This is a genomic window from Dorea sp. ICN-14282 (assembly GCF_037890115.1).
Lineage (GTDB): Bacteria > Bacillota > Clostridia > Lachnospirales > Lachnospiraceae > Dorea_B > Dorea_B phocaeensis.
The window spans coordinates 256,147-278,829 of sequence record NZ_JBBKBH010000001.1 but is presented as its reverse complement, the minus strand read 5'-3'; the positions used below and the strand labels follow the sequence as shown (position 1 = coordinate 278,829).

Genomic DNA, 22,683 nt, shown 5'->3' with positions numbered 1-22,683 from the left:
CGTTAGATATATAATTTTTCCTTCAAATAAGTGATACAACGGTTGATAGCGTCTCGTCCGCCCTGACTTCCACCCTTGGTAATAATATGAACTCCTTCAAACTTTCCTTTCAGGAACTGCCCGTACGCTGCCAACGGCAATACTTCATCCATCAGACTTAATCCTGCCGTTTCAAATCTTTGGCAAACAGACACTGTCACATCCCCACCACTGGTATAGAGTCCTTTGAAGGTTGGCTCCGCCTGGAAGATCCGGTAAGTAATCTCCGCAAATGCCTGGTTGATCTTTCCTGTCACCTCATCTAAAGAGCACTGATAACGTTCCATATAAGGTGCAAAATCAATTCGATTCTCCGGATAAATACCATCTCCGGTCACTGTAGAAATCACATTTCTATCGCACTCATCTAGAATTTCCTTCGTAACACGTGCAATTTCCTGTTCCCGTCTTCCTTCATCCTCCAAAAGTTCTTTCGTCTGAACAAACACATTGTGTGTCCGCTGTGACAGCCATAACTCCTCCATTTGTACCTTTGTATTCGAGTTAACACTTCCTACAACGGCAAGAATCTTATTTTTCTCTTTTTTCTTTGCCGGTACAATTAATTTTCTGGAAAGAGTCGCCGTAAAGACACCCGGATCTACTGCAACCACTTTCAACTTACTGGTAATCACCGCATCGGCAATCAAATCCAGATCCTCCTGTGTCACACAGTCCACTGTAATAATCCTGCTTCCGGCGTTGACACAATCCAAAAGCCGATCCGCCAGATAATGCTTTCCGTGCATCATATCCTTCATATAAATAGAGGATACCTGATACTTGCTCTGCTCCTTAAACAGCACTTCCACCTCAGACACTTTTACCGGAGTCTTCGGATCAATCGCAATATTCGTCTTATGGAGAGGAATTCCTTCTACCAGCATATAACCACCGATCACAATACGCCCGGAAGACGGAAAACAAGGCGCCACAATCGCCACGTAATCTTCTCCCAGTCCGTCCAGCATGGCATCCGTCTCGCTTCCAAGATTTCCCCGCAGGGTACTGTCAATTCTTTTAGAATAGACCTTCACCTCATCATTTTTCAACAGATTACATACATTGTATACCCGGTTATATGCAATCTCTGATTCCACCCCGCGACTGTCTGTCGGATACAGCACACAATCACATTCCGAAAGCGTCTCCAGTTCAATCCGTTCTGTATTCATTACCGTGTACGCTTTATAATTCATTTTCTTCAGGAGTACCCCCGTGGCATTGGCCCCGGTCAGATCATCCGCAATCACAACACACTGTGGCATGGTATTTTCCCCCTTTTGCTACCGTTTATGTTTGTTTATGTTCATATTGTACTCCCAATGTTCCTTTTTGTCAAATAAATCTATTTTTTATCAATCTTTTTTTCACTAATTGCACAATACCAATGTTATTATTTGTTCATAAGTACTTCCACAGCTTCTTTCAAAGTTGTAATCTCTCCTACATTTCCAGGGAAGATCACATACGGAGTAAGCGGAAATCTGCTTTCCTCTCCCGTCTGCCACACCGGGATGCCTGGTCGAATCTGACCTAACACATTCGCCTTCTTCACCGCCAGCGCTTTCGTACCCACGTCGCTGGATGTAATACCGCCTTTGGCAATTACAAAGCTTGGAGTAACAGAAAGACGTCCCACCAAAGACTGAACCGCATCGGAAATCTTTACAGAAAGACGAAGTTCATCCTCCTTATCTCCCGTATCTGCGGTAATCAATGCACGTGTCGTGTAACAGCATACTGTTTTCCCTGCCCGGATACATTCTTCTTCCTTTGCAAGGCATCTTTCCACCTCTGCCTCAAACGCTGCATCATCTTTCACGAGCGTCGCATCCAATTCGATAAATTCAAGATCCTGCAATTCTTTCAGGCACTCTACCTGCTTCGTTGTCTTCTCCGTATGAGAGCCTACCACAATAATACCGCCATTTTCTGTCTCTTTTACCACCATCTGGTCTCTGCTAAGAAGCGGCTGGTCTGTCACTGCGCCCATCACCTTCACAATCGCCGCTGCCGTACGGAACATAAATACTTTTCCTTTTGCCATAGCCCGGTAAAGCGCCACACAGAACACCTTCACATCCACATAATCAACCGCATTGACGATGATTTTGTTAAAATCTTTCACTTCCATTAACTGCGCTTCTATTTTATCAATATCCATATTGTGAATATCTTCCAGGGAAATGCAGGTTACATCAGAAGCCTTGTATTCACCTTTCGTCTTCTCTTCAATGTATTCCGGCATGGTAGACGCTGTATATCCAAATGTCTTATCCTTCGCAAACTCTGTTTCATTTGCCGGAACCAGCTCATCCCCATACTTTACATAATGTACATTATCAATGGTAAATCTTCCGCCTTCTTTGAAGAACGGACACATAATTTCTCCATCAATAGTACTTCCTGTATATTTTTCATAATCCGCCTTTAGAAGCTGTGTCTCCAACGGATAATGGCCGCGCAGCGTACTGTCGCTCCGGCTGATAAATATGTACTCTTTGCCGGTTTCCTTCGCAACTTCATCCACCACTGCCGCAATCTCATGGTGCGCTTTTGTCGTCTGTTCCACTGTAAACCCTCTGGAATTTGTCAAAATGTAGAACAGATGATTTTCTTCTTCAAATCCCTGTCTGATGCTTTCCTTCTCCCAATTCGTATAAACCGAAATGTCATGCACCGTCTGTACTCCCGTCGGATCATCGTCAAGCACCACGATCTTCTTATTATTCGCTGCAATCTCTTTCTCCAAAAGCCCATCAATATACGCTTCATCAATTGTTTTAAAAGAAGTCAATACCTCTGCTTTGATCGCCATATTCCTCTCCTCCTGTCCTAACGCTTCCTCTTAGTCGAATTTCTTCACTTCTACATCGGCCAGTTTTTCAAAATACTGTACGATTCCGCCATGATCATCATTCATATGGCCATGAATCTTCAGCGCCTGAAGAATCTCATATAACTGCGCGGTATATGGAATGGGAACATCAATGGCATGAGCTGTATTCACGACATTCTTAATATCCTTATGATTGATTCTAATCGGTCCGCCCGGCTTAAAGTTGCGCTCTACAATCATTGGAATTTTCGCATCCAGCACAGCGCTTCCTGCCAGTCCGCCGCGAATCGCTTCGTATACTTTCTGCGGATCTGCCCCTGCCTTTGTCGCCAGTACAAACGCCTCAGATACTACTGCGATAGTGTTATTTACAATAATCTGATTCGCAAGCTTGGTTACGCTTCCACTTCCGGACTCGCCGATCAAAAGTGCAGAAGAACCAAGAATATCAAAATATTCTTTCAGTGCATTAAAATCCTTCTCGTCTCCTCCTGCCATAATTGCCAGGGTTCCTGCAATTGCCCCCGGTTCTCCGCCGGATACCGGAGCGTCCACAAAGCCCACACCCTTCTCTTTCAATCTTGTGTAACATTCTTTTGACTCTACCGGTGTCACAGAACTCATATCACATACGATACTTCCTGCTTTCAGCGTGGATGCCACTCCATTCTCATCAAACAGAATGGATTTTACAATGTCTCCATTTGGAACGATTGTGAACACAATCTCACATGCCTCTCCAATCTCCTGATAACTGGCTTCTTTCGCCCCTGCTGCCACTACATCTGCAACCGCTTCCTTGTTCAGATCCGTCACCAACAGTTCTACCCCTGCTTTTACAAGGTTTTTTGCCATAGGTCTTCCCATAATCCCAAGTCCGATAAATCCTACTTTCATAATGATGTCCGCTCCTTTTCTCTTATTTTTTAATGTTTGATCCTGTTTTTTGAAATAATTCGTTCATTATTTCCTGTCTTAAGCACACTATACTGCAAACCGGTATACCGGTCAACCACCCATATATTCTTTCTCCCATTTTCACATAATTTTCCTTTATTTTTTATGCAATTTTCACATAATAATCACGTTTTGTTCGTTATGTTTTTAACATTTTAGACATAAAAAAGCGCGCATTTCTGCGCGCAATATTGACCCTATCAGCTATTTGTTGTATGATATTCTTTAGAAAAATCAAAGAAGGAGATACCATGACAGCATTAAACGAACAAGCTTACGAACATCTGCAAAACTTAATCTTATCAAACCAGCTCTCCTACCAGCAGGTATATTCCGAGACAAAGCTTTCCAAAGAACTTGGAATCTCCCGGACACCTTTTCGTGACGCCATCCACCGATTGGCTCAGGAAGGCTATGTTGATATTATTCCAAGCCGTGGATTCACACTTCACCAGCTTTCCAAAAAAGACGTCGAGGAAACCTTCCAGATCCGTTCTGCACTGGAGTGCTACTGTACCCTGCAAATTGCGAAACATGCCGATACACCGGACGCTGCCAGACTATTCGGGGAACTGGACTTGATCATGGAAAAGCTGCGTGAAATTCTAAACACCACCCAATCCATTCCAGCATTCAGCAAATATGATTTTCAGTTCCACACCAAAATTATCGAATATCTGAAAAACGAACAGTTTGCCTCTGTTTTCGCAACCTTTCTATATCGAATGCAGCGTCTTGCAGCGCTGTCTTTATCACACGAAGGCCGGATGCAGGACACCTTCCTGGAGCACCAGGCAATTCTGGATACTATGAAACGCGGCGATACAGAACACATCTACGAGGTCACCCTGCAGCACATGGAGAAACCACGGGAAATCAATCTGGAAGATCTGTAAGACATCCCCTTAATAAGCCCTTGCTCCCACTACTGCTCCAGATATCGTTCCAGCGCCTCATACTGACGCTTCATCAACCGATATCCATGCTCATAGAAATACATCAGTGTATCATAATTTTTTTCCAGCCTGGACACCGTTGGAACCAAAGGACGAAGTACGAATATCTTCCCCTCTTCTTCCAGCTGTTCTACCAGTTTCATCTGTTGATTGTACATCAGACTTCTGCGAATGCAGGTTCGCGTAAGATTCGGATACTTCTGATAGGATCTACGGTAAAGTTTCCCCACTGCCTTGGAAACAGGTTTCTTACGGTATCCCGGATTTCGGGTTAAAATCAGCACAATCTTCTCATTTCCCTTCTGAAGCGCCCGTTTCACAGGAATCGAATCTGCCAGACCTCCATCCAGATAGGGAACCCCATCAATATTCACAATGGGCGATACCAGCGGCATACTGCTGGATGCCCGACAAATCTTCATCAGACGGCCTCCGTCTTTCGTTTCGGTCATATATTCTGCCTGTCCCGTCTCACAGTTTGTCGTAACAATCTCACACTCTATCTCCGAACGAAAATACGTATCAAAATCAAACGGAAATACTTCTTTCGGATATTTTTCAAAAACCATATCCATATCCAACAGACTCTTCGTCTTAATGGACTTTGTAATGCTGTTATAATAACTGTACTCTTTCTCTCTGTGAATCATACAGTCCCTGGTTCTGCCCGGCTGCTTTGATACATAATCCACACCATTGCAGGAACCGGCAGATACTCCTATCACATGGGACAGATAAAGTTCCTTTTCCATCAGATAATCCAATACGCCAGAGGTAAAGACACCCCTTGTGGCTCCGCCTTCTAATACGATTGTTGCTTTTTCCATACTCGTCTCCCTCGCTTTCTATTCTGTTATTATATACCCATTTTTTAGGTTAGCAAACCATTCTGCAAAGAAAAAAGTATCCTTGCTATTTCCCTTCATATTTGTTAAGATGAGAATTGTATGTAGAAATAGAATGAATAACAATCATAAGGAGTATTGAAATTATGATAAGTGCAAGCAATGTCACACTGCGCGTTGGTAAAAAAGCGCTGTTTGAAGATGTCAATATTAAATTTACCGAAGGAAACTGCTATGGCCTGATTGGTGCAAACGGAGCCGGAAAATCCACATTTCTGAAGATTCTCTCCGGACAATTAGAGCCAACCAACGGAGATGTCATCATCACCCCCGGAGAGCGTCTGTCTTTCCTGCAGCAGGATCACTTCAAATATGATGAATTTCCGGTTCTCGACACCGTCATGATGGGAAATGCAAGACTTTATGAGATCATGAAGGAAAAAGAGGTAATCTACGCGAAAGAAGATTTCACCGATGAGGACGGAATCAAGGCCAGTGAACTGGAAGCAGAGTTCGCTGCTATGAACGGATGGGAAGCAGAATCTGACGCTGCTACTTTGCTAAATGGGCTTGGTATCCCGGCAGAGATGCATTATGATATGATGAAAAATTTAACCGGTCCGGAAAAAGTTAAGGTCCTTCTTGCCCAGGCTCTGTTTGGCAATCCAGATATCCTTCTTCTTGACGAGCCGACCAACCACCTGGATCTGGACGCTATTGCATGGCTGGAAGAATTCCTGATTAACTTTGACAATACAGTTATCGTAGTATCTCACGACCGTTATTTCTTAAATAAAGTATGTACACAGATCGCCGATATCGACTACGGAAAAATCAAACTGTACGCAGGTAACTACGACTTCTGGTACGAATCCAGCCAGCTTCTGATCCGTCAGATGAAGGAAGCAAACAAAAAGAAAGAGGAAAAGATCAAGGAACTGCAGGAGTTTATCTCAAGGTTCAGTGCCAACGCTTCCAAATCCAAGCAGGCGACATCAAGAAAACGTGCGTTAGAAAAAATCCAGCTTGACGACATCCAGCCGTCCAGCCGAAAATACCCATACATTGATTTCCGTCCAGACCGCGAGATTGGAAATGAGGTTCTCATGGTAGAAGGTCTCAGCAAAACCATCGATGGTGAAAAAGTATTAGACAACATTTCCTTTACCTTAAACCGTGAAGATAAAGTTGCCTTCGTTGGCGGCAATGAGCTCGCCAAGACCACCTTGTTCCAGATCCTCACCGGGGAAATGGAACCGGATGAAGGAACCTATAAATGGGGAGTAACTACCTCTCAGGCTTATTTCCCATTAGACAGCGGAAAAGAATTCGATAACGACTACACGATCGTAGAGTGGCTGACCCAGTATTCCGAAATCAAAGACGTCACCTATGTCCGCGGCTTCCTTGGAAGAATGCTGTTCTCTGGTGATGACGGCGTCAAAAAAGTCAAAGTACTTTCCGGTGGTGAGAAGGTGCGCTGCCTGTTATCTAAGATGATGATTTCCGGCGCCAACATCTTGCTCCTTGATGAGCCAACCAACCACCTGGATATGGAATCTATCACCGCCTTAAACAACGGACTGATCAAGTTCCCAGGTGTAATCCTCTTCTCTTCCAGAGACCATCAGATTGTACAGACAACCGCCAACCGAATTATGGAAATCGTTCCAGGCGGCAAACTGATTGACAAGATCACAACTTACGACGAATATCTGGAAAGCGATGAGATGGCAAGAAAACGCCAGACTTACAGTGTACAGGAAGAAGACAACTAAAACAAAATAGAACCTTCAAAAAAAGATCCTTTGGGAAATTACTCATTTCCCAAAGGATCTTTTTTATGCAATTTACTGCGCAGCGTTTCATAAATCTCATCGAACGTCTCCTGAAGCCCATCCCCTTTCACATAGGATACGATCTCATGGCGACCTCCTTGCGGATCCGTTAGAAACAGTACTTTTTTAATATCCTGCTGCTTTCCTACCTCAATCTTCTCCATATCCTCGATCCGAAGGATCTCCGGGACCGACTGATCTGTCAGCACATAATCCTTACTGATCATCACATGCACCAGCGGATATTCCAGAAGATCCGGCGCTGAGAGCTGCCAGAAAAAATCTTCCCTGTCTTTCACCCCATCCAGACATTTCATCAGCGCCTTTCTGGAATTATGATTGGCTGCTGCCAAAAAGATTCCAATTGCTCCCAAAACCACACCTATCATAATATTGGAAAGGGCTGAAATAAACGCCACTCCCAACATGCTGACCCATACGATTCTTCCCGTTTCAAGTCTGGTCTCTCGTTCTTTCATAAAATCATAATACTTCTGCTGTCCTGCCGTCTGTATCTTCATTCCGTATTTCCCCTTTCATTAGCGGATTCTCTCCGGAAATCCAACCTTCTTCTGCACTTTTCGCAGAGTCTTCATCGCGAAATAATTGGCTTTTTCTGCATTATTCTTAATGACACTTTCAATATAAGCCTTATCCTTTTCAAGTCTTGCTACTTCATCCTGCAGTGGCTTTAACACGGATACTACCGCTTCACCCACTGCCATCTTAAAGTCTCCATATCCCTTACCGTCGAATTCTTTTACCACTTCCTCCGGCTTCTTTCCGGTACATGCACTGTAAATATCAATCAGGTTCTTTACACCCGGCTGCTCATCCCGATAAAGGATCTGAGCCTCTGAATCGGTTACGGCACGCTTGCATTTGCGGATAATCGTATCCGGATCATCCATCAGATAAATGCTGGCATTCGGATTCTCATCTGACTTCGACATCTTTCTGGTCGGATCCTGAAGGCTCATAATCTTCGCTCCCACTTTTCCGATATAAGCCTCCGGTACCGTAAACACATCTCCATAAATATTGTTAAACCGCTCCGCAATATTACGGGTCAGTTCCAGATGCTGCATCTGGTCAATTCCAACCGGCACGACGTCCGCCTGATAAAGCAGAATATCCGCTGCCATCAGGACGGGATAGGTAAATAATCCCGCATTGATATTATCTGCGTGCTTAGATGCCTTATCCTTAAACTGTGTCATACGATTCAGTTCTCCCATATAGGTAAAGCAGTTCAGAATCCATGCAAGTTCTGCATGACCTGATACATGGGACTGATAATAGATACAGTTTTTCTCCGGATCCAATCCCGCTGCAATGTAAAGGGTCAAAAGAGCTCTTGCACGCTTTCTAAGGGTAGCCGGATCCTGTCTGACTGTAATGGAATGCATGTCCACCACACTATAAAAGCACTCATACTCGTCACTTAATGTCACCCAGTTTTTCAATGCCCCCAGATAATTGCCAAGCGTCAGATTTCCCGTCGCCTGCATTCCGCTGAACAGCACTTTTTTATCATTAATCATATCTTCATCCTCCTCTTGCCATCTATCTGGAGACTGTCTATTTCCCAATTCCCCAGTCTTCTACTTTATCATCATAATAAACTACATTTTCAGACAGAATCTCAATTCTGCCGTCTGCCGCGAACAATTCTGTCACTGCACAATTCTTATGTACGCCAATTCCCCAGTATTCTTCTATCGAGCCGCCCCGGATATGGTTCAGAATTCCTGCCAGCGCAGCTCCATGAGTCGTAATCAGAACATTACTCTCCTGATACTGCCTCTTCCCGCAGAGCTCCTCAATGAATTCTCCTGCACGTTTCTGCACCTGTTCAAAGGATTCTCCGCCTTTCGCAGGCTTAAAATGTGCCGGGTCGTGAAAAAAGCATTCAAATTCCTGAGGAAGGTTCCACCCTTCTTTGGAACAGCATTTTCCTTCGTATTCTCCAAATGCCATCTCCATAATCCGATTATCTGTAATAATCGGAACATCTCTTTCATTTAGAATCAGCCGCGCCGTCTCTTCCGCCCGTCCAAGAGGACTGCTGTAACAGACATCAAAAGGAATACTTTTCAGTCCTTCTGCCGTCTTCTTTGCTAAACTTCTTCCAAATGCATTCAGTGGGATATCTACTTGCCCTTGTATCCTCTTTTGCTTATTCCAGTCCGTTTCACCGTGGCGCACCAAATATAGTTTCATTTTCCTTCCTCCTTAAAACTCACCCTGTAAGTATAGCACATCTTCTGACATTTTTCATAGTATATTATACGTAAAAGTGCTATAATACCTGTAATTACAGAGAAAAGGAGTACAAAAATATGCAGAAAATTACCAGTTTCACAATAGACCATTTAAAATTAATTCCCGGTGTCTATGTTTCCCGGGTAGATTACGCAGGCGAATCACCGATTACCACTTTCGACCTTCGCATGACCAGTCCCAACGATGAACCTGTGATGAACACCGCCGAGATGCATACCATTGAACATCTTGCAGCAACTTTTCTTCGCAATCATGCCGAATTTGGCGATAAAACAATCTATTTCGGCCCTATGGGATGCCGAACCGGCTTCTATCTTCTTCTTTCCGGTAAGTATGAGTCTCGCGACATCATTCCTTTAATGCAGGAAATGTTTTCCTTCATTGCCGCTTTTGAAGGAGAAGTTCCCGGAGCATCCGCAAAAGATTGCGGAAACTACTTGGATATGAATCTTCCCATGGCAAAATATCTGGCAAAAAAATATCTGGAAGAGGTCTTAACCGACATTACCGATGAACGTCTGATCTATCCCTAATGTGGCAAAATCGTTTATTGTCCGATAATCTGAATCTGACACATATTCATAGCCTGCAATGCATTTTGATGGCTTTCTACCGTAACTCCGGCACAACAGCTGGCATCTACAATCACCGGAGTTTCCGGTAGAAATGCCTTCACCAGCAAAGCATTTGAAATCACACAGATATCGGTGCAAAGCCCTACCAGCGTTACCGATGTAATTCCCTCTTTCCCTTGTTTTTTCAGATCCTCGTCCTGCGCTTTCAAAAGCTGGCCAAGCACCGGACTTCCAAACGTCGGCTTATCGATCGGCTGCTCTTTTCTAAGCAATTCTATTTCCGGACAAATCTCCCATCCTTGCGTTCCGCGGATACAATGGCGTACCGGAAGATGACGTCCTTCCTGCGTATCAAGGTAATTCTCTTCGTGCGTATCTCTAGTGTACAGAACCCGACTGTTGGTTCCATCCTTGAAAAGACGAATCTTCTCTGCAACCTTCGGCACAATCTCTACCGCTTCTTTTGTTCCAAGCGCACCATCAACAAAATCATTCTGCATATCTACCACTACTAATATTTCCATGTTTTTCTCCTTTTTATTATCAACTATACTCTTGTTAACAGCTATCTACTTCCCTCAAAAATCCGTCTTGCTTCCTCTTCCTCAAACTGCTTATCATACAGATTTCTATAATATCCCTGCCGGGCCAGCAACTCTTCATGCGTTCCTTGCTCAATCACTTTTCCATCCTTCACCACCAAAATCAGATCTGCATTCCGAATGGTAGACAGGCGATGTGCAATTACAAAAGAGGTGTGCCCTTTCAGCAGTTTTTGTGTTGCCTTTTGAATCAACTGTTCTGTTGCCGTATCAATCGAAGAGGTCGCCTCATCCAATACAAAAATTGCCGGATCTGCCAAAATCGCCCTGGCAAAAGACAGAAGCTGCTTTTCACCCGTCGATAAACGGCCACCACTTTCACCAACATCGCTGTCGTATCCATCTTTTAATTTCCGAACCACCTCATCTGCCGATACACTTCTTGCAGCTTCCTCTACTTCCGCATCTGTTGCATCCAGACGGCCATACCGGATATTCTCCCGTACCGTCCCTGAAAAAAGATGAGGATTTTGAAGGACATACCCGATCTGGCTATGAAGCCAAAGCTGACTTCGTTCTCGATAATCTACACCATCAACCAGAATCCGTCCCGCCGTAGGCTCAAAAAACCGTCCCACCAAGTTTACAAGAGTTGACTTTCCAGCCCCTGTTTCTCCCACAATTGCCACATTCATGCCTGCAGGAACATGCAGATTAAAATGCTCCAACACATATTCTTTTCCATCAGGATAGCGAAAGGACACATCTTCAAATACAATATCTCCTTTTATCTTCTCCCAGTTTTCCTTTTTCGGCTGAAAATGATCTCCATACTTTTCGATTACCTCCGCCCGATCCGTTACGTTCGGTGTCTGTTCCAAAAGATCCATCACCCGTTCAATATTTGCCTGACAGGAAATTAAATCGGCCAGAAGCCTCGCCAGCTGCTGAATCGGCTCAAAAATAACGACCGCATAGGAAATAAACACCGACAGCGTTCCCAGCCGTATCAAATCCTCCTGTACCATGTAGCCGCCTCGGTATAAGACGAACGCGGCAGCCGATGATCCGCAAAGCAAAATCAATGGAATATAGACAGCATTTAGCTTTGCCGCACGCCCCGCCGCCTGGTACATATCCGAGGTTCGCCCGGAAAAGGCATCTTCATTCTCCTTCTCAATCCCCATACTTTTCGATGTCCGAACACCGGTGATTCCTTCGTTATACGCACTGGTAATCTGAGAATTAATCTTTCTGACCCGCCGGTTCCAGTAAAGAATCTTATTTTGAAATACCACCGTCAGTACAGCAATACAAGGCACGATTACCAGAAGAATCAACGCAAGACGAGCATTCAAAAAAAACATAATAATAAACACGCTGACCACATAGAGGAACGCCCAAAACATATCCACTAGCCCCCAGGCAACTACGCTGGCAATCTTTAACGTGTCACTCATCACCCGTGCATGAATATACCCCACCGGCGTCGTATTATAATAGGAAAAAGATAACGTCTGCAGATGCTTAAACTGTGCCCATTTCAAATCCTTCCCTACACACATCTCAATCGTAGTAGCCGCGTGAACCGACCAGTACACCGACACCGTCTGCATCACGATCATTCCCACATAAGCCGCTGCAAACACTCCGATTCCCTGCAGCGTATTCGGAACAATAAAATGATCAATCGCATAACTTTGAAACAGTGGTGTCAACACATCCACGCCTGCCAGGAAAATATTCAATCCCAGTGTAATCATAAAATATTTTCGGTAAGGCTTAAAAAACGGAAACATCTTTGCCCAGACTTTCATTTGAAACGGTTTCTTATACTCCTGTTCTTCATAAGCCGCCATCTTGCTTTTTCACCTTCTTTCTGTCATCCTGACTCATCTGTATCTCATAGATCTTTCGGTAAATTCCCTGTCCCTGAATCAGCTGCTCATGGGTTCCCAGTTCTTCTACCCTTCCATGATTCAAAACCAGGATCTGATCCGCTCCCATCAATGTTGTAATCCGGTGAGAAATCAAGATCATCGTTGTATCTTTTCGATTCTTAAGAAGCTCCTTACGGATCACATAGTCCGTCTGTGCATCCACTGCAGACAGCGAATCATCAAACACCATCACCTTTGCATTCTGAAGCAGCATTCTTGCTATCGCAATCCGTTGCCTCTGTCCACCTGACAGGGTAACGCCCCGCTCTCCTACCAGTGTATCATAGCCATCCGGAAATCCCATAATCGCATCGTCCACACAGGCAATCTTTGCGGCCTGACGGATCTCTTCTAAGGATGCTCCCGGCGCAGAAGCCTCGATATTCTCCCGAATTGTTCGTGAATAGAGAAATGGTTCCTGCAGCACCATCCCCACCATCTTTCTAAGTTCCTCCAACGGGATATCCTGAACTTCCCGGTCTCCCACGAAGATCTTTCCCTTCCCCTTCTCGCACTCATACAGACGGGTCAGAAGCTGTGCAATTGTAGACTTACCGCTTCCGGTTCCTCCCAGAATTCCAAATGTTGTCCCTCCTGGAATCTCAAAAGATACATCGGAAAGAACTTCTTTGCCTTCTCCATAAGAAAAGTCAACATGTGAAAACCGAATATCCAAAGCTTTCTCACATTCCTCCTTCTTTGCATTCTGCCCATACGCCTCTTCTTCTCCCTTTACAATGTAGTCTACACGTTCAAAAGACACGCCAGCCTTACTCATATCAGAGAGAATTCTTCCAAGTCCGCGAATCGGCCATACCAGCGTCGTATTATAGGAAGCAAACGCCACAAATTCTCCCACTGTAATATTGCCATAAACCGCCTCTACAGCGCCAATCACAATCACCGTCACCACCTGAAGCCCGGTAATCAGATCTCCCACGCCCCAATAGAGGCCGGAAAGTGTTCCAAGCTTAATCCACAGCTTCGCAAATGCGTCATTTTTCTCTTGAAATCGATCCATCTCAAACTTTTCTCTTCCAAATGCCCGCACTACCCGAACCCCGGTAGCATTTTCCTGCACTACGGTAGACAATTCTCCTTCCGCCTCATCGGCATCCGTAAACCGCCTTGCAATCAGGCGATAAAAAACAGCCGAATATAGCACAACCACCGGGACAAATCCCAGAACAATCAGCGACAATTTCCGATTCATGGAAAACATCATACCAAACGATACTGCCACCAGAAATGCAGTCCGAAACACCTCCAAAAGCTGTGTCACAACAAAATTTCGGATCACTTCCACATCCGAAGTACAGCGCTGAATAATATCTCCTGTCTGATTGTGGTCATGCCAGGACATCGGAAGCTTCTGCACATGGGAGAACAATGACTCCCGCATATTTCTGGCAAATGTCTCTCCCGCCAGCGCCGTTCCAACCCTTCCCATATACAGAAAAATTCCGGACAAAGCTGCAACTGCCACCAGTATCAGCGCCATGATCCACAGATGCGACAACAGATATGGGTATTTTCCACTTCCCAACACCGAATCGATGGTAAATCGAAAAATCTGGGGCGTCAAAGCATTCAGCGCAGTCGTCATAAGAGATGCAAAAACTGCTCCTGCAAAATACCTTTTTGCACCGTTAAAAAACTGTGCTGTCATGCGTATTTTTCTGCTTTTCATATATTTTTCTCCTCATAATTTCCTATGTTACAAGAAAATGATACAAGAAAATCCCGGACTTATGCCCGGGATCCATCTTATAACTTTTTCATCCAATTAAGCAAGTTTGCTCTTAGCAAGCTCTGCAAGTGCTGCAAATCCTTCTGCATCATTAACAGCCATCTCTGCAAGCATCTTTCTGTTCATGTCAACATTTGCTACCTTTAAGCCGTGCATGAATTTGCTGTAAGACAGACCATTCATTCTTGCTGCTGCGTTGATACGAGCGATCCAAAGCTGACGCATCTGACGTTTGCGCTGTTTTCTTCCTGCGTATGCAGAAGTTAAAGCTCTCATAACAGACTGTTTTGCAACTCTGTACTGTTTAGAACGTGCTCCTCTGTATCCTTTTGCTAACTTTAATGTTCTATTGTGTTTCTTTTTAGCGTTTAATCCGCCCTTAATTCTTGCCATCTCTTATTATCCTCCTTCAATACTTCCGATATCTTACAGATATGGTAATACTTTCTTCATGTTCTTTACGTTAGTTTCATCAGTAATGATTGATTTTCTAAGATTTCTTTTTCTCTTTGTAGATTTCTTAGTTAAGATATGGCTCTTATAAGCTTTATTTCTTTTTAATTTTCCTGTACCTGTTTTTTTGAAGCGCTTTGCAGCCGCTCTATTTGTTTTAATTTTTGGCATAATAACTTCCTCCTTAAATTTGTAAATGTATTTTTAACGTTTTACGGTTAAAACCATGCTCATACTTCTGCCTTCCATCTTAGCAGGTTTTTCTACTACAGCAACATCTTCCAGCATTCCGGCAAAATCATCCAAAATATGTTTACTCTGCTGAACATGTGCCATCTCACGTCCTCTGAATCGAAGCGTTACTTTTACTTTGTTTCCTTTACTGATGAACTTCTTAGCATTGTTCACCTTCGTATTCAAATCATTTGTATCGATATTAGGTGACAGACGTACTTCCTTCACTTCAACGGTCTTCTGTTTTTTCTTCGCCTCTTTTTCTTTTCTTGCAAGCTCATATCTGTACTTACCATAATCAATAATCTTGCAAACCGGCGGCTGAGCCTTTGGAGCAATCTTTACCAGATCAAGCTCTGCTTCCTGCGCAAGTTTCATTGCTTCTCTGGATGACATGATTCCCAACTGGTCTCCATTCTCTCCAATTACTCGTACTTCTTTGTCTCTGATTTGCCCGTTAATCATTAAATCGCTAATTGTCGTGCACCTCCATCATCATAATAAAAAATAAGTGAACAGTCTCAGACCATCCACTTATATATCTGTATACACACGAACTTTCATCGTCGTAATACTCAATATCAAACCGATAGTCACCCGATTGTGCTACGGTGAGAGTGGATACTCTGCTTTCTTTTTTCCTCATGCATTTATTAATCTACCATAACTGCGTTCAGATGTCAATAATTATTTTTCTTTCTTCTGCTTTTCTTTCATTTTTTACCATATTTATTATAATTTTCGACATCGTTTCATTAATTGTAACAGTTTTGCTTGAAAAAATCAATCTTTCATGCAATAATAGAGCATAATCTATTTTTTAGGAATGATTGCATACTATTTTTAGAGGAGGTTTTGTAATATGCAAAAACGAAGTAACTTTTCCAGTAAACTGGGATTCGTACTGGCTGCTTCCGGTTCCGCTGTAGGTCTTGGAAATATCTGGCGTTTCCCTTATCTTGCTGCCCAATACGGCGGTGGTTCTTTTCTTCTGATCTATTTGATTTTGGCAGTCACCTTTGGTTTCACACTCATGGTTGCCGAAATCGCAATCGGAAGAAAGACCGGCTTAAGTGCCATCGGCGCTTTTAAGGTTCTCGACAAACGATTCAGTTTCCTCGGCGTATTGGCTGCACTGGTTCCGATTATCATCTTCCCTTATTATTCTGTAATCGGCGGATGGGTAATTAAATACTTCGCAGTATTTTTAACTGGCGGCGTACATACTGCAGCAGAAGATACTTATTTTAATAGTTTTATCAGCGGAACTTTTGAACCCCTTGGATGGTTCTTCCTGTTTATCGCTCTGACTGCTATTATCGTACTGTGCGGAGTAGAAAAAGGAATTGAAAAAGTCAGCAAGGTGATGATGCCGATTCTGGTTCTTTTAACCATATTTATTGCGGTATACGGATTGACACTTGATGGAGCAATGGAAGGATTCGTTTACTACATCAAGCCACATATGTCTGACATCTCTGTAAAGACAGTTCTTGCAGCGATGGGTCAGCTCTTCTACTCCATGTCCCTTGCAATGGGTATTATGGTAACCTATGGTTCTTATATGAAGAAAGAGAACAACCTGGAAAGTTCTGTCAGACAGATTGAAGTATTCGATACCGGTATCGCCTTTTTGGCAGGACTGATGATCATCCCGGCCGTATTCGTATTCTCCGGCGGTGACCGTTCCATGTTAAGTTCTGGTCCTGGACTGATGTTCATGACACTTCCAAAAGTATTTGACAGCATGAAACTCGGCGGATTTATCGGATGCCTGTTCTTCCTGATGGTATTCTTCGCAGCACTTACTTCTGCGATCTCCCTGATGGAAACTATCGTATCCATCTTCCGTGACAAATTCCACTGGAGCAGAAAAGGCGCTTGTCTGTTCGTAACAGCTCTTGCACTGGTAATGGGTATTCCATCCTCTCTCGGATTTGGACCTCTTAGCTTCATCAGCTGGATGGGACTGACAATTCTGGATATTATGGACTTTTTAAGCAACAGTATACTGATGCCAATCGTAGCATTCTTTACCTGTATCTTTGTAGGATTTATTATTAAACCAAAGGCAATCGCAGACGAAGTCAAAGAAACCAACGGTAAATTCAAAGGCGAAAAGCTTTTCACTGTTATGATCAAATGGGTTGCTCCAATTTTCCTGATTCTGATTCTGGTAAGTTCTGTAGCCAATACATTTGGAATCATCAAATTATAATTTTAAAATGAATCCATAATAAAAACACCGGATTTGATATTCTTACAAATCCGGTGTTTTCTTACCTTTTATTCTACAATCCAGCTTTCTATTTCTTCTGCACCTGCGTAAGTTTCCAGATACCGTTTCCCGTATTCTAATGCCTTTTCCAGATCGTCATTGTCCGAAAAGGAATAGATTAGCGTCAGAACCTCGGCGGCTGATTCTGTAATCATCGCACGCTCCGAATCACTGGTAGAGCTTCCAATGGCTCCTTTTTCATCCGCCAGAACCGGAAGACAGTCGATTTTGATCTCTTCTTTTCCAATTCCTTTGTAAGTCTCTCCTTCTCGCCCTACACGAAACACTAAGTCTTCTTCGATATTCGCAGTATCATAAGAACCCACTGAGAAGCCTGATTCAATCGAGATCAGGTTGTTCACATCCACCACTGTATTGACCTCATACAGACCTTTGCCCTGTCCAATTCGGCGAATCAACGCTTCTGAGGATACGCGGTAACGGCTAGGATCCTTGCCAAAAGCCTTATATGCAAGTCTTGACTCTTTAATATTGGGAATATCATTTACCCCATAATCAAAGATTGCATCCTTCGTTTTTTTGAAAATATCCTTCTTCAGATACTTCCACATTTCTTCATTTTTCTTTTCTACCTTTACCCGATACTGAAAACACCCAACCCTTGTCGCCGGCCAGAGTTCTTTCATTTTGGCATCAATCGTCAGATTCTTCTTCATTTTTGTTTCCTCCGACTCTGTTAACGCTTATTTCCCATACAGAATACCGCTACCACTCCCGGTCCTGTATGACTTCCAATTACCGTTCCTATATTATTAATCAGAATATTCTCAATTCCCATCTTCGCGCGAACCAGTTCTGCAACATACTGGGCATCTTCCAGACAGTCTCCATGGGTAATCATTACAATGTCCTGTTCCCATCCTTTGCTTTGTTCAACTGCTTTATCCACAATCTTATTCAGAGAGCGCTTCCGTCCTCTTTCTTTTCCAACTACCTGAAGCGAACCATCGTCAGCCACATGAATCATCGGCTTAATCTGTACCATTGTTCCAAGAACGGCTGCCGTCTTTGAAATCCGTCCGCCCCTCTGCAGATGATTCAAGTCATCTACGGTAACATTGTGACAGATATGAAGTTTATTTTCCTCCACCCACGCTTCCACTTCTTCGATGGTTTTTCCTTCCTGCTTAAGTTTCAGCACATAATAGAGAAGAAGTCCTTCTCCAAGGCACGCGCACAGCGTATCGATCACGATAATTTTCCGCTCTGGATATTCCTCTTTCAACTCTTCCGCCGCAATCCGCATACTATTGCAGGTGCCGCTAAGAGCAGAAGAAAATGCCAGATGGAGTACATCTTTTCCTTCTTTTAAAAACGGCTCCAATGCCTCCCTTGCTTCCTCCGGGTTGATCTGTGATGTCGTAGCCATCTTTCCGTCTCTTAGTTTCTGAAAAAATTCTTTGGATGACAGCCCCGCCATATCTTCACAGGTCTCGCCATCTATGGTATATTTCAAAGGAATGACCGGAACATTTCTCTCTGCAAGCCATTCTTTCGGAAGATCCACGGTACTATTCACTGTTACAACATAATCGCTCATGTATTTCCCTCCTCTGATGCTTAATTTTTCTTTTCCTCCATCATATCACTTTTGCCCATCTTAGGCAAAATTTTTTTCATTGTAAAGATAAACAATATCGATGTAACAACCACAGACGTTACATCCGCAATTGGCTCTGCACGATAAATTCCCATAACACCCATCCATTTCGGCAGAAGAATTGCCAGAGGGATTAACAAAATCACTTTCCGAAGAAGTGCAATCAGCACCGACACTTTTGCCTCTCCAAGCGCCAGAAAAGTAGACTGACACGCAGACTGAATACCAAAAATGGTAAGCCCCATAAAATAGACCGGCATCACCTGAGACGTCAGTTCCACCAATTCTCTCTTAGATGTAAAGATGGATGCATACACCTCCGGTGCCAGCACGGCAACTCCGGCAAGGACCAGCGTTGCTCCAAAACAGATTCCAATCAGACGGCTGAATGTGCCAATCACTCTCTTCTTATTCCCGGCTCCATAGTTATAGCTGATAATCGGCTGTACCCCTTGTGTAATTCCCTGTACCGGAATTACGATCATCTGCATAACACTGGTCATAATCGACATCGTTCCCACATAAAGGTCTCCGCCGTACTTTTGCAGTCCGGCATTCAATGTAATACTTACCAAACTCTCCGTGCTTTGCATAATAAACGGTGAAATTCCAAGGCTTGCGATATTGCGCACAATCTTTCCTTCTAAGCGCATATTGGATGTTTTCAGCCGGATCACACTCTTGCCCGAAACAAGGAAACGCACAACCCACACTGCGCTGACCGCCTGTGAAATCACTGTTGCAAGAGCCGCTCCCTTCACTCCCATATCCAGCGCAAAAATAAATACCGGATCCAGGCAGATATTGATCACTGCTCCAATAAGAACCGACAGCATCGCAGTCTTTGCAGCTCCCTGCCCGCTGATAAATGTATTCAGTCCCAAAGCAAGCTGTACAAAAATCGTTCCAAATAAGTAAATTGTAATATAATCTTCTGCATATCCAATTGTTGCATCACTGGCTCCAAAAGCATAGAGAACCGGCGTCTTAAAAATCAAAAATCCAATGGTAAGAACAATGGAAAAAAACACGATCATTCCCGCAGAATTTCCAAGGATTTTCTCGGCCTCCTGATAATCCTTTTTCCCCAGCTGAATGGATGCCAACGGTGCTCCACCCATTCCGGCAAATGCACTAAATGCAGCGATTAACATAATAATTGGAAATGTCACTCCTACTCCAGTTAATGCCACATCTCCATACCCCTTAATATGGCCAATATAAATTCGATCCACAATATTATACAGCAAGTTAATAAGCTGAGCTGCAACCGCCGGAAGCGCCAATGATACCATCAGTTTCCCAAGCGGTTCTGTTCCCAGTCGATTATCTTTTTTCTCCTGCATATTTTTCAAACCTCTTCCCTTCACAAATTATTTCACATTGTATGATTTTAACACTATCCTCTCATTCTGTAAAATAAAATTACTATGAAAGAGTCGGATAAATCCCAAAAAACACCTGTATAAGCATCCACAAATCCGGGCATTCTATTGCTGAAACAACTGATTGAATAAGCGGAGGAAATCATATGCCGGAACCAAAAATCATTACAGCATCCAGAGAAGCCAGCATGAACTATATGAACGAAACACTGCCGGTGAAAGAAAGCTTTGACATTATTCAGCGGGACATGCTGATCGGAGGCCGCATGGCGACCTTTTATTTTATAGATGGATTTACCAAAGACGAAGTCATGCTCAAAATCATGGATTCCATGTTCAAGGTAACAGAAGAAACCATGCCTGCAGATGCCACACAATTTGCACGCATGTGCATTCCATACGTAGAGGTAGACGTTCTTGGCGACTTTGACCAGGTATTAAAAAACGTCCTGTCCGGAGTCACCTGCCTGTTCATAGACGGCTATGAGTCCTGCATCGCCATCGATTGCCGCACATATCCTGCAAGAAGCGTGGAAGAACCAGACAAAGACAAGTCCTTACGCGGATCCAGGGATGGATTTGTGGAAACGATCGTATTTAATACGGCACTTCTTAGACGACGCATCCGGGATCCTCATCTGACCATGCAAATGCTGGAGGTAGGCGAAAGTTCCCGCACTGACGTCGCCATCTGCTATATGTCAGACCGGGTGGATCAGAAGCTTCTGCAGACCGTATCCGAACGGATCAAAAACATTCAAACCAATGATCTTCGTATGAACCAACAAACCCTGGCAGAATGCATGTTCAAACGCAAATGGTACAACCCATTCCCTAAATTCAAATTCACGGAACGACCGGACACTGCCGCCGCCTGCCTGTTTGAAGGGAAAGTGATTATCCTTGTAGACAACTCGCCGTCTGCAATGATTCTCCCTACTTCTGTACTGGATATCATTGAAGAAGCCAACGACTATTATTTTCCAACGCTCACCAGCGTATACCTGAAGTTTTCCCGCGTATTGATTAATCTGATGACCATATTTTTAACCCCTTTATTTCTGCTCTTTATGCAAAACTTAAACTGGCTTCCTAAAATTTTTGCCTTCGTAGCCGTCAAGGACACGGTTAATATTCCGCTGATTTTTCAGCTCCTGATGCTGGAAATCGCCATCGACGGTCTGCGCCTTGCAGCCTTAAATACCCCTAGTATGCTAAGCACTCCCCTAAGTGTCATCGCCGGCCTTGTGATGGGAGAATTCTCAGTGAAATCCGGTTGGTTCAACTCCGAAGTCATGCTTTATATGGCATTTGTCGCAGTGGCAAATTATACTCAGCCCAACTTCGAACTTGGTTACGCCTTGAAATTTATGCGGTTGCAGCTTCTGATTCTGACTGCGTTATTTAACTGGGCAGGCTTTGCTGCCGGATGTCTCGTTATCCTCTTAAGCTTCTGCTTTAACAAGACATTATCGGGACGAAACTATTTGAACATTAAACTAAACTAACGAAAGAGGAAGAACGCTTCGCTGGCTGTTCTTCCTCTTTCTATCTTTCATTCCCTTTTATTTTTTATCTTCTTTTACTTTTTTCTATTTGGTCGTACTTCCAAATCCGCCATTTCGAACTTCCGTTGCTTCATCATCTACCGTGATGCCATACTCCACAAAGATTCCCTGCATAAATCCGGTTCCCTGCTTTAACTCCACCGTCTTTCCTTCATTGCTGTCGTTGGTAATCTTCGCAAAAATATGCCCTTCATTATCAGACATATAATAATCACTGTCAATAATTCCCACGGTATTATTCAGCTGCAAACGATATTTAAATCCCAGTCCGCTTCTCGGATAGCACTTTAATACCCAGTCAGTCGCAATCTTAACACGGATTCCCGTTGGGATCTTCAGAGTCTCTCCCGGCATTAATTTTGCTGTAATCGGCATATAGAAATCATACCCCGCAGACCCTTTCGTTGCCCGCTTTGGAAGCTTAATCTCCTCATAAATTCCGCGAAGCACTTCCTCATCTATTGTTCCAAATGTATCCTCATACCCTTGCTGAAACTGCTCAAAACTTACTTTAAAAAACTGTGCAACTTTCTTTGCCATCCTTTGCTCTCCTTCTTTCTTTCTAATGTCTTCT

22 protein-coding genes are annotated in these 22,683 nt (G+C 43.6%); 5 read left to right on the top strand and 17 right to left on the bottom strand.

The features are described from left to right. Nucleotides 1–2: 2 nt before the first annotated feature. From WKT00_RS01285 to garR, 3 genes are all read right to left on the bottom strand, one after another. Complete coding sequence (locus WKT00_RS01285; protein ID WP_101694521.1) at nt 3–1,307, bottom strand: four-carbon acid sugar kinase family protein; 1,305 nt, start codon at nt 1,305–1,307, stop codon at nt 3–5. A gap of 128 nt (nt 1,308–1,435) precedes the next feature. Continuing rightward, complete coding sequence (locus WKT00_RS01280; protein ID WP_173814170.1) at nt 1,436–2,860, bottom strand: four-carbon acid sugar kinase family protein; 1,425 nt, start codon at nt 2,858–2,860, stop codon at nt 1,436–1,438. Nucleotides 2,861–2,890: 30 nt separating this feature from the next. Further along, entirely contained in the window at nt 2,891–3,778 is an 888-nt protein-coding gene (gene garR, locus WKT00_RS01275; RefSeq protein ID WP_101694523.1) for a 2-hydroxy-3-oxopropionate reductase, read from the bottom strand. Nucleotides 3,779–4,089: 311 nt separating this feature from the next. Between garR and WKT00_RS01270 the strand changes: the two genes are divergently transcribed. Continuing rightward, the gene (locus WKT00_RS01270; protein WP_101694524.1) at nt 4,090–4,734 is read left to right on the top strand and encodes a GntR family transcriptional regulator; all 645 of its coding nucleotides are present in this window, start codon (nt 4,090–4,092) and stop codon (nt 4,732–4,734) included. 29 nt (nt 4,735–4,763) lie between these two features. Here WKT00_RS01270 and WKT00_RS01265 read toward each other — a convergent pair whose 3' ends face one another. Next, the gene (locus tag WKT00_RS01265) at nt 4,764–5,621 is read right to left on the bottom strand and encodes a patatin-like phospholipase family protein (protein WP_101694525.1); all 858 of its coding nucleotides are present in this window, start codon (nt 5,619–5,621) and stop codon (nt 4,764–4,766) included. 164 nt (nt 5,622–5,785) lie between these two features. On the opposite strand from WKT00_RS01265, the gene WKT00_RS01260 reads away from it, so the two are divergent. Continuing rightward, the gene (locus WKT00_RS01260) at nt 5,786–7,417 is read left to right on the top strand and encodes an ABC-F family ATP-binding cassette domain-containing protein (protein ID WP_101694526.1); all 1,632 of its coding nucleotides are present in this window, start codon (nt 5,786–5,788) and stop codon (nt 7,415–7,417) included. A gap of 38 nt (nt 7,418–7,455) precedes the next feature. Here WKT00_RS01260 and WKT00_RS01255 read toward each other — a convergent pair whose 3' ends face one another. Genes WKT00_RS01255 through WKT00_RS01245 form a run of 3 tightly spaced genes read right to left on the bottom strand, consistent with a single transcriptional unit; the run spans nt 7,456 to nt 9,700 of the window. Then, nucleotides 7,456–7,998 (bottom strand): hypothetical protein, encoded by a 543-nt coding sequence (locus tag WKT00_RS01255; protein WP_173814169.1) that lies wholly within the window; start codon nt 7,996–7,998, stop codon nt 7,456–7,458. A gap of 18 nt (nt 7,999–8,016) precedes the next feature. After that, nucleotides 8,017–9,021 carry a tryptophan--tRNA ligase gene (gene trpS, locus WKT00_RS01250; RefSeq protein WP_340260437.1) on the bottom strand — a complete coding sequence of 335 codons (1,005 nt, stop codon included), beginning with the start codon at nt 9,019–9,021 and terminating at the stop codon, nt 8,017–8,019. Between the two features lie 37 nt (nt 9,022–9,058). Further along, nucleotides 9,059–9,700, bottom strand: a complete 642-nt coding sequence (locus WKT00_RS01245; RefSeq protein WP_101694529.1) for a histidine phosphatase family protein — start codon at nt 9,698–9,700, stop codon at nt 9,059–9,061. 119 nt (nt 9,701–9,819) lie between these two features. On the opposite strand from WKT00_RS01245, the gene WKT00_RS01240 reads away from it, so the two are divergent. Further along, on the top strand, nt 9,820–10,296 hold the full coding sequence (locus WKT00_RS01240) for an S-ribosylhomocysteine lyase (RefSeq protein WP_101694530.1): 477 nt from the start codon (nt 9,820–9,822) through the stop codon (nt 10,294–10,296). Nucleotides 10,297–10,310: 14 nt separating this feature from the next. On the opposite strand, the gene WKT00_RS01235 is transcribed toward WKT00_RS01240, so the two are convergent. From WKT00_RS01235 to infC, 6 genes are all read right to left on the bottom strand, one after another. Further along, nucleotides 10,311–10,862 carry a cysteine hydrolase family protein gene (locus tag WKT00_RS01235; protein ID WP_173814166.1) on the bottom strand — a complete coding sequence of 184 codons (552 nt, stop codon included), beginning with the start codon at nt 10,860–10,862 and terminating at the stop codon, nt 10,311–10,313. A 41-nt stretch (nt 10,863–10,903) separates the two neighbouring features. Continuing rightward, complete coding sequence (locus WKT00_RS01230) at nt 10,904–12,739, bottom strand: ABC transporter ATP-binding protein (RefSeq protein WP_340260433.1); 1,836 nt, start codon at nt 12,737–12,739, stop codon at nt 10,904–10,906. Continuing rightward, nucleotides 12,726–14,510: an ABC transporter ATP-binding protein gene (locus WKT00_RS01225; protein WP_173814164.1), complete on the bottom strand. Its 1,785-nt coding sequence runs from the start codon at nt 14,508–14,510 to the stop codon at nt 12,726–12,728. The genes WKT00_RS01230 and WKT00_RS01225 overlap by 14 nt, the downstream gene beginning before the upstream one ends. Nucleotides 14,511–14,606: 96 nt before the next feature. Next, entirely contained in the window at nt 14,607–14,963 is a 357-nt protein-coding gene (gene rplT / locus WKT00_RS01220) for a 50S ribosomal protein L20 (protein ID WP_101694534.1), read from the bottom strand. Nucleotides 14,964–14,996: 33 nt separating this feature from the next. Continuing rightward, complete coding sequence (rpmI, locus tag WKT00_RS01215; RefSeq protein WP_101694535.1) at nt 14,997–15,194, bottom strand: 50S ribosomal protein L35; 198 nt, start codon at nt 15,192–15,194, stop codon at nt 14,997–14,999. A gap of 33 nt (nt 15,195–15,227) precedes the next feature. Further along, nucleotides 15,228–15,722: a translation initiation factor IF-3 gene (infC, locus tag WKT00_RS01210; RefSeq protein ID WP_101694536.1), complete on the bottom strand. Its 495-nt coding sequence runs from the start codon at nt 15,720–15,722 to the stop codon at nt 15,228–15,230. Between the two features lie 397 nt (nt 15,723–16,119). Between infC and WKT00_RS01205 the strand changes: the two genes are divergently transcribed. Beyond that, the gene (locus WKT00_RS01205; RefSeq protein ID WP_101694537.1) at nt 16,120–17,475 is read left to right on the top strand and encodes a sodium-dependent transporter; all 1,356 of its coding nucleotides are present in this window, start codon (nt 16,120–16,122) and stop codon (nt 17,473–17,475) included. A 68-nt stretch (nt 17,476–17,543) separates the two neighbouring features. Here WKT00_RS01205 and WKT00_RS01200 read toward each other — a convergent pair whose 3' ends face one another. From WKT00_RS01200 to WKT00_RS01190, 3 genes are read right to left on the bottom strand one after another with little or no spacing between them, the layout of a single operon-like run. Next, the gene (locus WKT00_RS01200) at nt 17,544–18,212 is read right to left on the bottom strand and encodes a B3/B4 domain-containing protein (protein ID WP_101694538.1); all 669 of its coding nucleotides are present in this window, start codon (nt 18,210–18,212) and stop codon (nt 17,544–17,546) included. 20 nt (nt 18,213–18,232) lie between these two features. Continuing rightward, a complete protein-coding gene (locus WKT00_RS01195; RefSeq protein ID WP_101694539.1) occupies nt 18,233–19,096 on the bottom strand; it encodes a DegV family protein in 864 nt (287 codons plus the stop codon). Nucleotides 19,097–19,116: 20 nt separating this feature from the next. Next, complete coding sequence (locus WKT00_RS01190) at nt 19,117–20,502, bottom strand: MATE family efflux transporter (RefSeq protein WP_101694540.1); 1,386 nt, start codon at nt 20,500–20,502, stop codon at nt 19,117–19,119. Between the two features lie 185 nt (nt 20,503–20,687). Between WKT00_RS01190 and WKT00_RS01185 the strand changes: the two genes are divergently transcribed. Beyond that, complete coding sequence (locus WKT00_RS01185) at nt 20,688–22,049, top strand: spore germination protein (protein WP_101694541.1); 1,362 nt, start codon at nt 20,688–20,690, stop codon at nt 22,047–22,049. A gap of 84 nt (nt 22,050–22,133) precedes the next feature. On the opposite strand, the gene WKT00_RS01180 is transcribed toward WKT00_RS01185, so the two are convergent. Continuing rightward, nucleotides 22,134–22,649: a deoxyuridine 5'-triphosphate nucleotidohydrolase gene (locus tag WKT00_RS01180; RefSeq protein ID WP_173814163.1), complete on the bottom strand. Its 516-nt coding sequence runs from the start codon at nt 22,647–22,649 to the stop codon at nt 22,134–22,136. Between the last annotated feature and the right edge of the window lie 34 nt (nt 22,650–22,683).

What these genes read in the sequence shown, in the direction of transcription:
- WKT00_RS01185 (WP_101694541.1), top strand. Translation starts at nt 20,688, where the DNA reads ATGCCGGAACCAAAAATCATTACAGCATCCAGAGAAGCCAGCATGAAC.
- WKT00_RS01280 (WP_173814170.1), bottom strand. Translation starts at nt 2,860, where the DNA reads ATGGCGATCAAAGCAGAGGTATTGACTTCTTTTAAAACAATTGATGAA.
- WKT00_RS01190 (WP_101694540.1), bottom strand. Translation starts at nt 20,502, where the DNA reads ATGCAGGAGAAAAAAGATAATCGACTGGGAACAGAACCGCTTGGGAAA.
- WKT00_RS01255 (WP_173814169.1), bottom strand. Translation starts at nt 7,998, where the DNA reads ATGAAGATACAGACGGCAGGACAGCAGAAGTATTATGATTTTATGAAA.
- WKT00_RS01245 (WP_101694529.1), bottom strand. Translation starts at nt 9,700, where the DNA reads ATGAAACTATATTTGGTGCGCCACGGTGAAACGGACTGGAATAAGCAA.
- rpmI (WP_101694535.1), bottom strand. Translation starts at nt 15,194, where the DNA reads ATGCCAAAAATTAAAACAAATAGAGCGGCTGCAAAGCGCTTCAAAAAA.
- WKT00_RS01205 (WP_101694537.1), top strand. Translation starts at nt 16,120, where the DNA reads ATGCAAAAACGAAGTAACTTTTCCAGTAAACTGGGATTCGTACTGGCT.
- WKT00_RS01265 (WP_101694525.1), bottom strand. Translation starts at nt 5,621, where the DNA reads ATGGAAAAAGCAACAATCGTATTAGAAGGCGGAGCCACAAGGGGTGTC.
- WKT00_RS01180 (WP_173814163.1), bottom strand. Translation starts at nt 22,649, where the DNA reads ATGGCAAAGAAAGTTGCACAGTTTTTTAAAGTAAGTTTTGAGCAGTTT.
- WKT00_RS01235 (WP_173814166.1), bottom strand. Translation starts at nt 10,862, where the DNA reads ATGGAAATATTAGTAGTGGTAGATATGCAGAATGATTTTGTTGATGGT.
- WKT00_RS01240 (WP_101694530.1), top strand. Translation starts at nt 9,820, where the DNA reads ATGCAGAAAATTACCAGTTTCACAATAGACCATTTAAAATTAATTCCC.
- rplT (WP_101694534.1), bottom strand. Translation starts at nt 14,963, where the DNA reads ATGGCAAGAATTAAGGGCGGATTAAACGCTAAAAAGAAACACAATAGA.
- garR (WP_101694523.1), bottom strand. Translation starts at nt 3,778, where the DNA reads ATGAAAGTAGGATTTATCGGACTTGGGATTATGGGAAGACCTATGGCA.
- WKT00_RS01270 (WP_101694524.1), top strand. Translation starts at nt 4,090, where the DNA reads ATGACAGCATTAAACGAACAAGCTTACGAACATCTGCAAAACTTAATC.
- infC (WP_101694536.1), bottom strand. Translation starts at nt 15,722, where the DNA reads ATGATTAACGGGCAAATCAGAGACAAAGAAGTACGAGTAATTGGAGAG.
- trpS (WP_340260437.1), bottom strand. Translation starts at nt 9,021, where the DNA reads ATGATTAATGATAAAAAAGTGCTGTTCAGCGGAATGCAGGCGACGGGA.
- WKT00_RS01230 (WP_340260433.1), bottom strand. Translation starts at nt 12,739, where the DNA reads ATGGCGGCTTATGAAGAACAGGAGTATAAGAAACCGTTTCAAATGAAA.
- WKT00_RS01260 (WP_101694526.1), top strand. Translation starts at nt 5,786, where the DNA reads ATGATAAGTGCAAGCAATGTCACACTGCGCGTTGGTAAAAAAGCGCTG.
- WKT00_RS01225 (WP_173814164.1), bottom strand. Translation starts at nt 14,510, where the DNA reads ATGAAAAGCAGAAAAATACGCATGACAGCACAGTTTTTTAACGGTGCA.
- WKT00_RS01200 (WP_101694538.1), bottom strand. Translation starts at nt 18,212, where the DNA reads ATGAAGAAGAATCTGACGATTGATGCCAAAATGAAAGAACTCTGGCCG.
- WKT00_RS01195 (WP_101694539.1), bottom strand. Translation starts at nt 19,096, where the DNA reads ATGAGCGATTATGTTGTAACAGTGAATAGTACCGTGGATCTTCCGAAA.
- WKT00_RS01285 (WP_101694521.1), bottom strand. Translation starts at nt 1,307, where the DNA reads ATGCCACAGTGTGTTGTGATTGCGGATGATCTGACCGGGGCCAATGCC.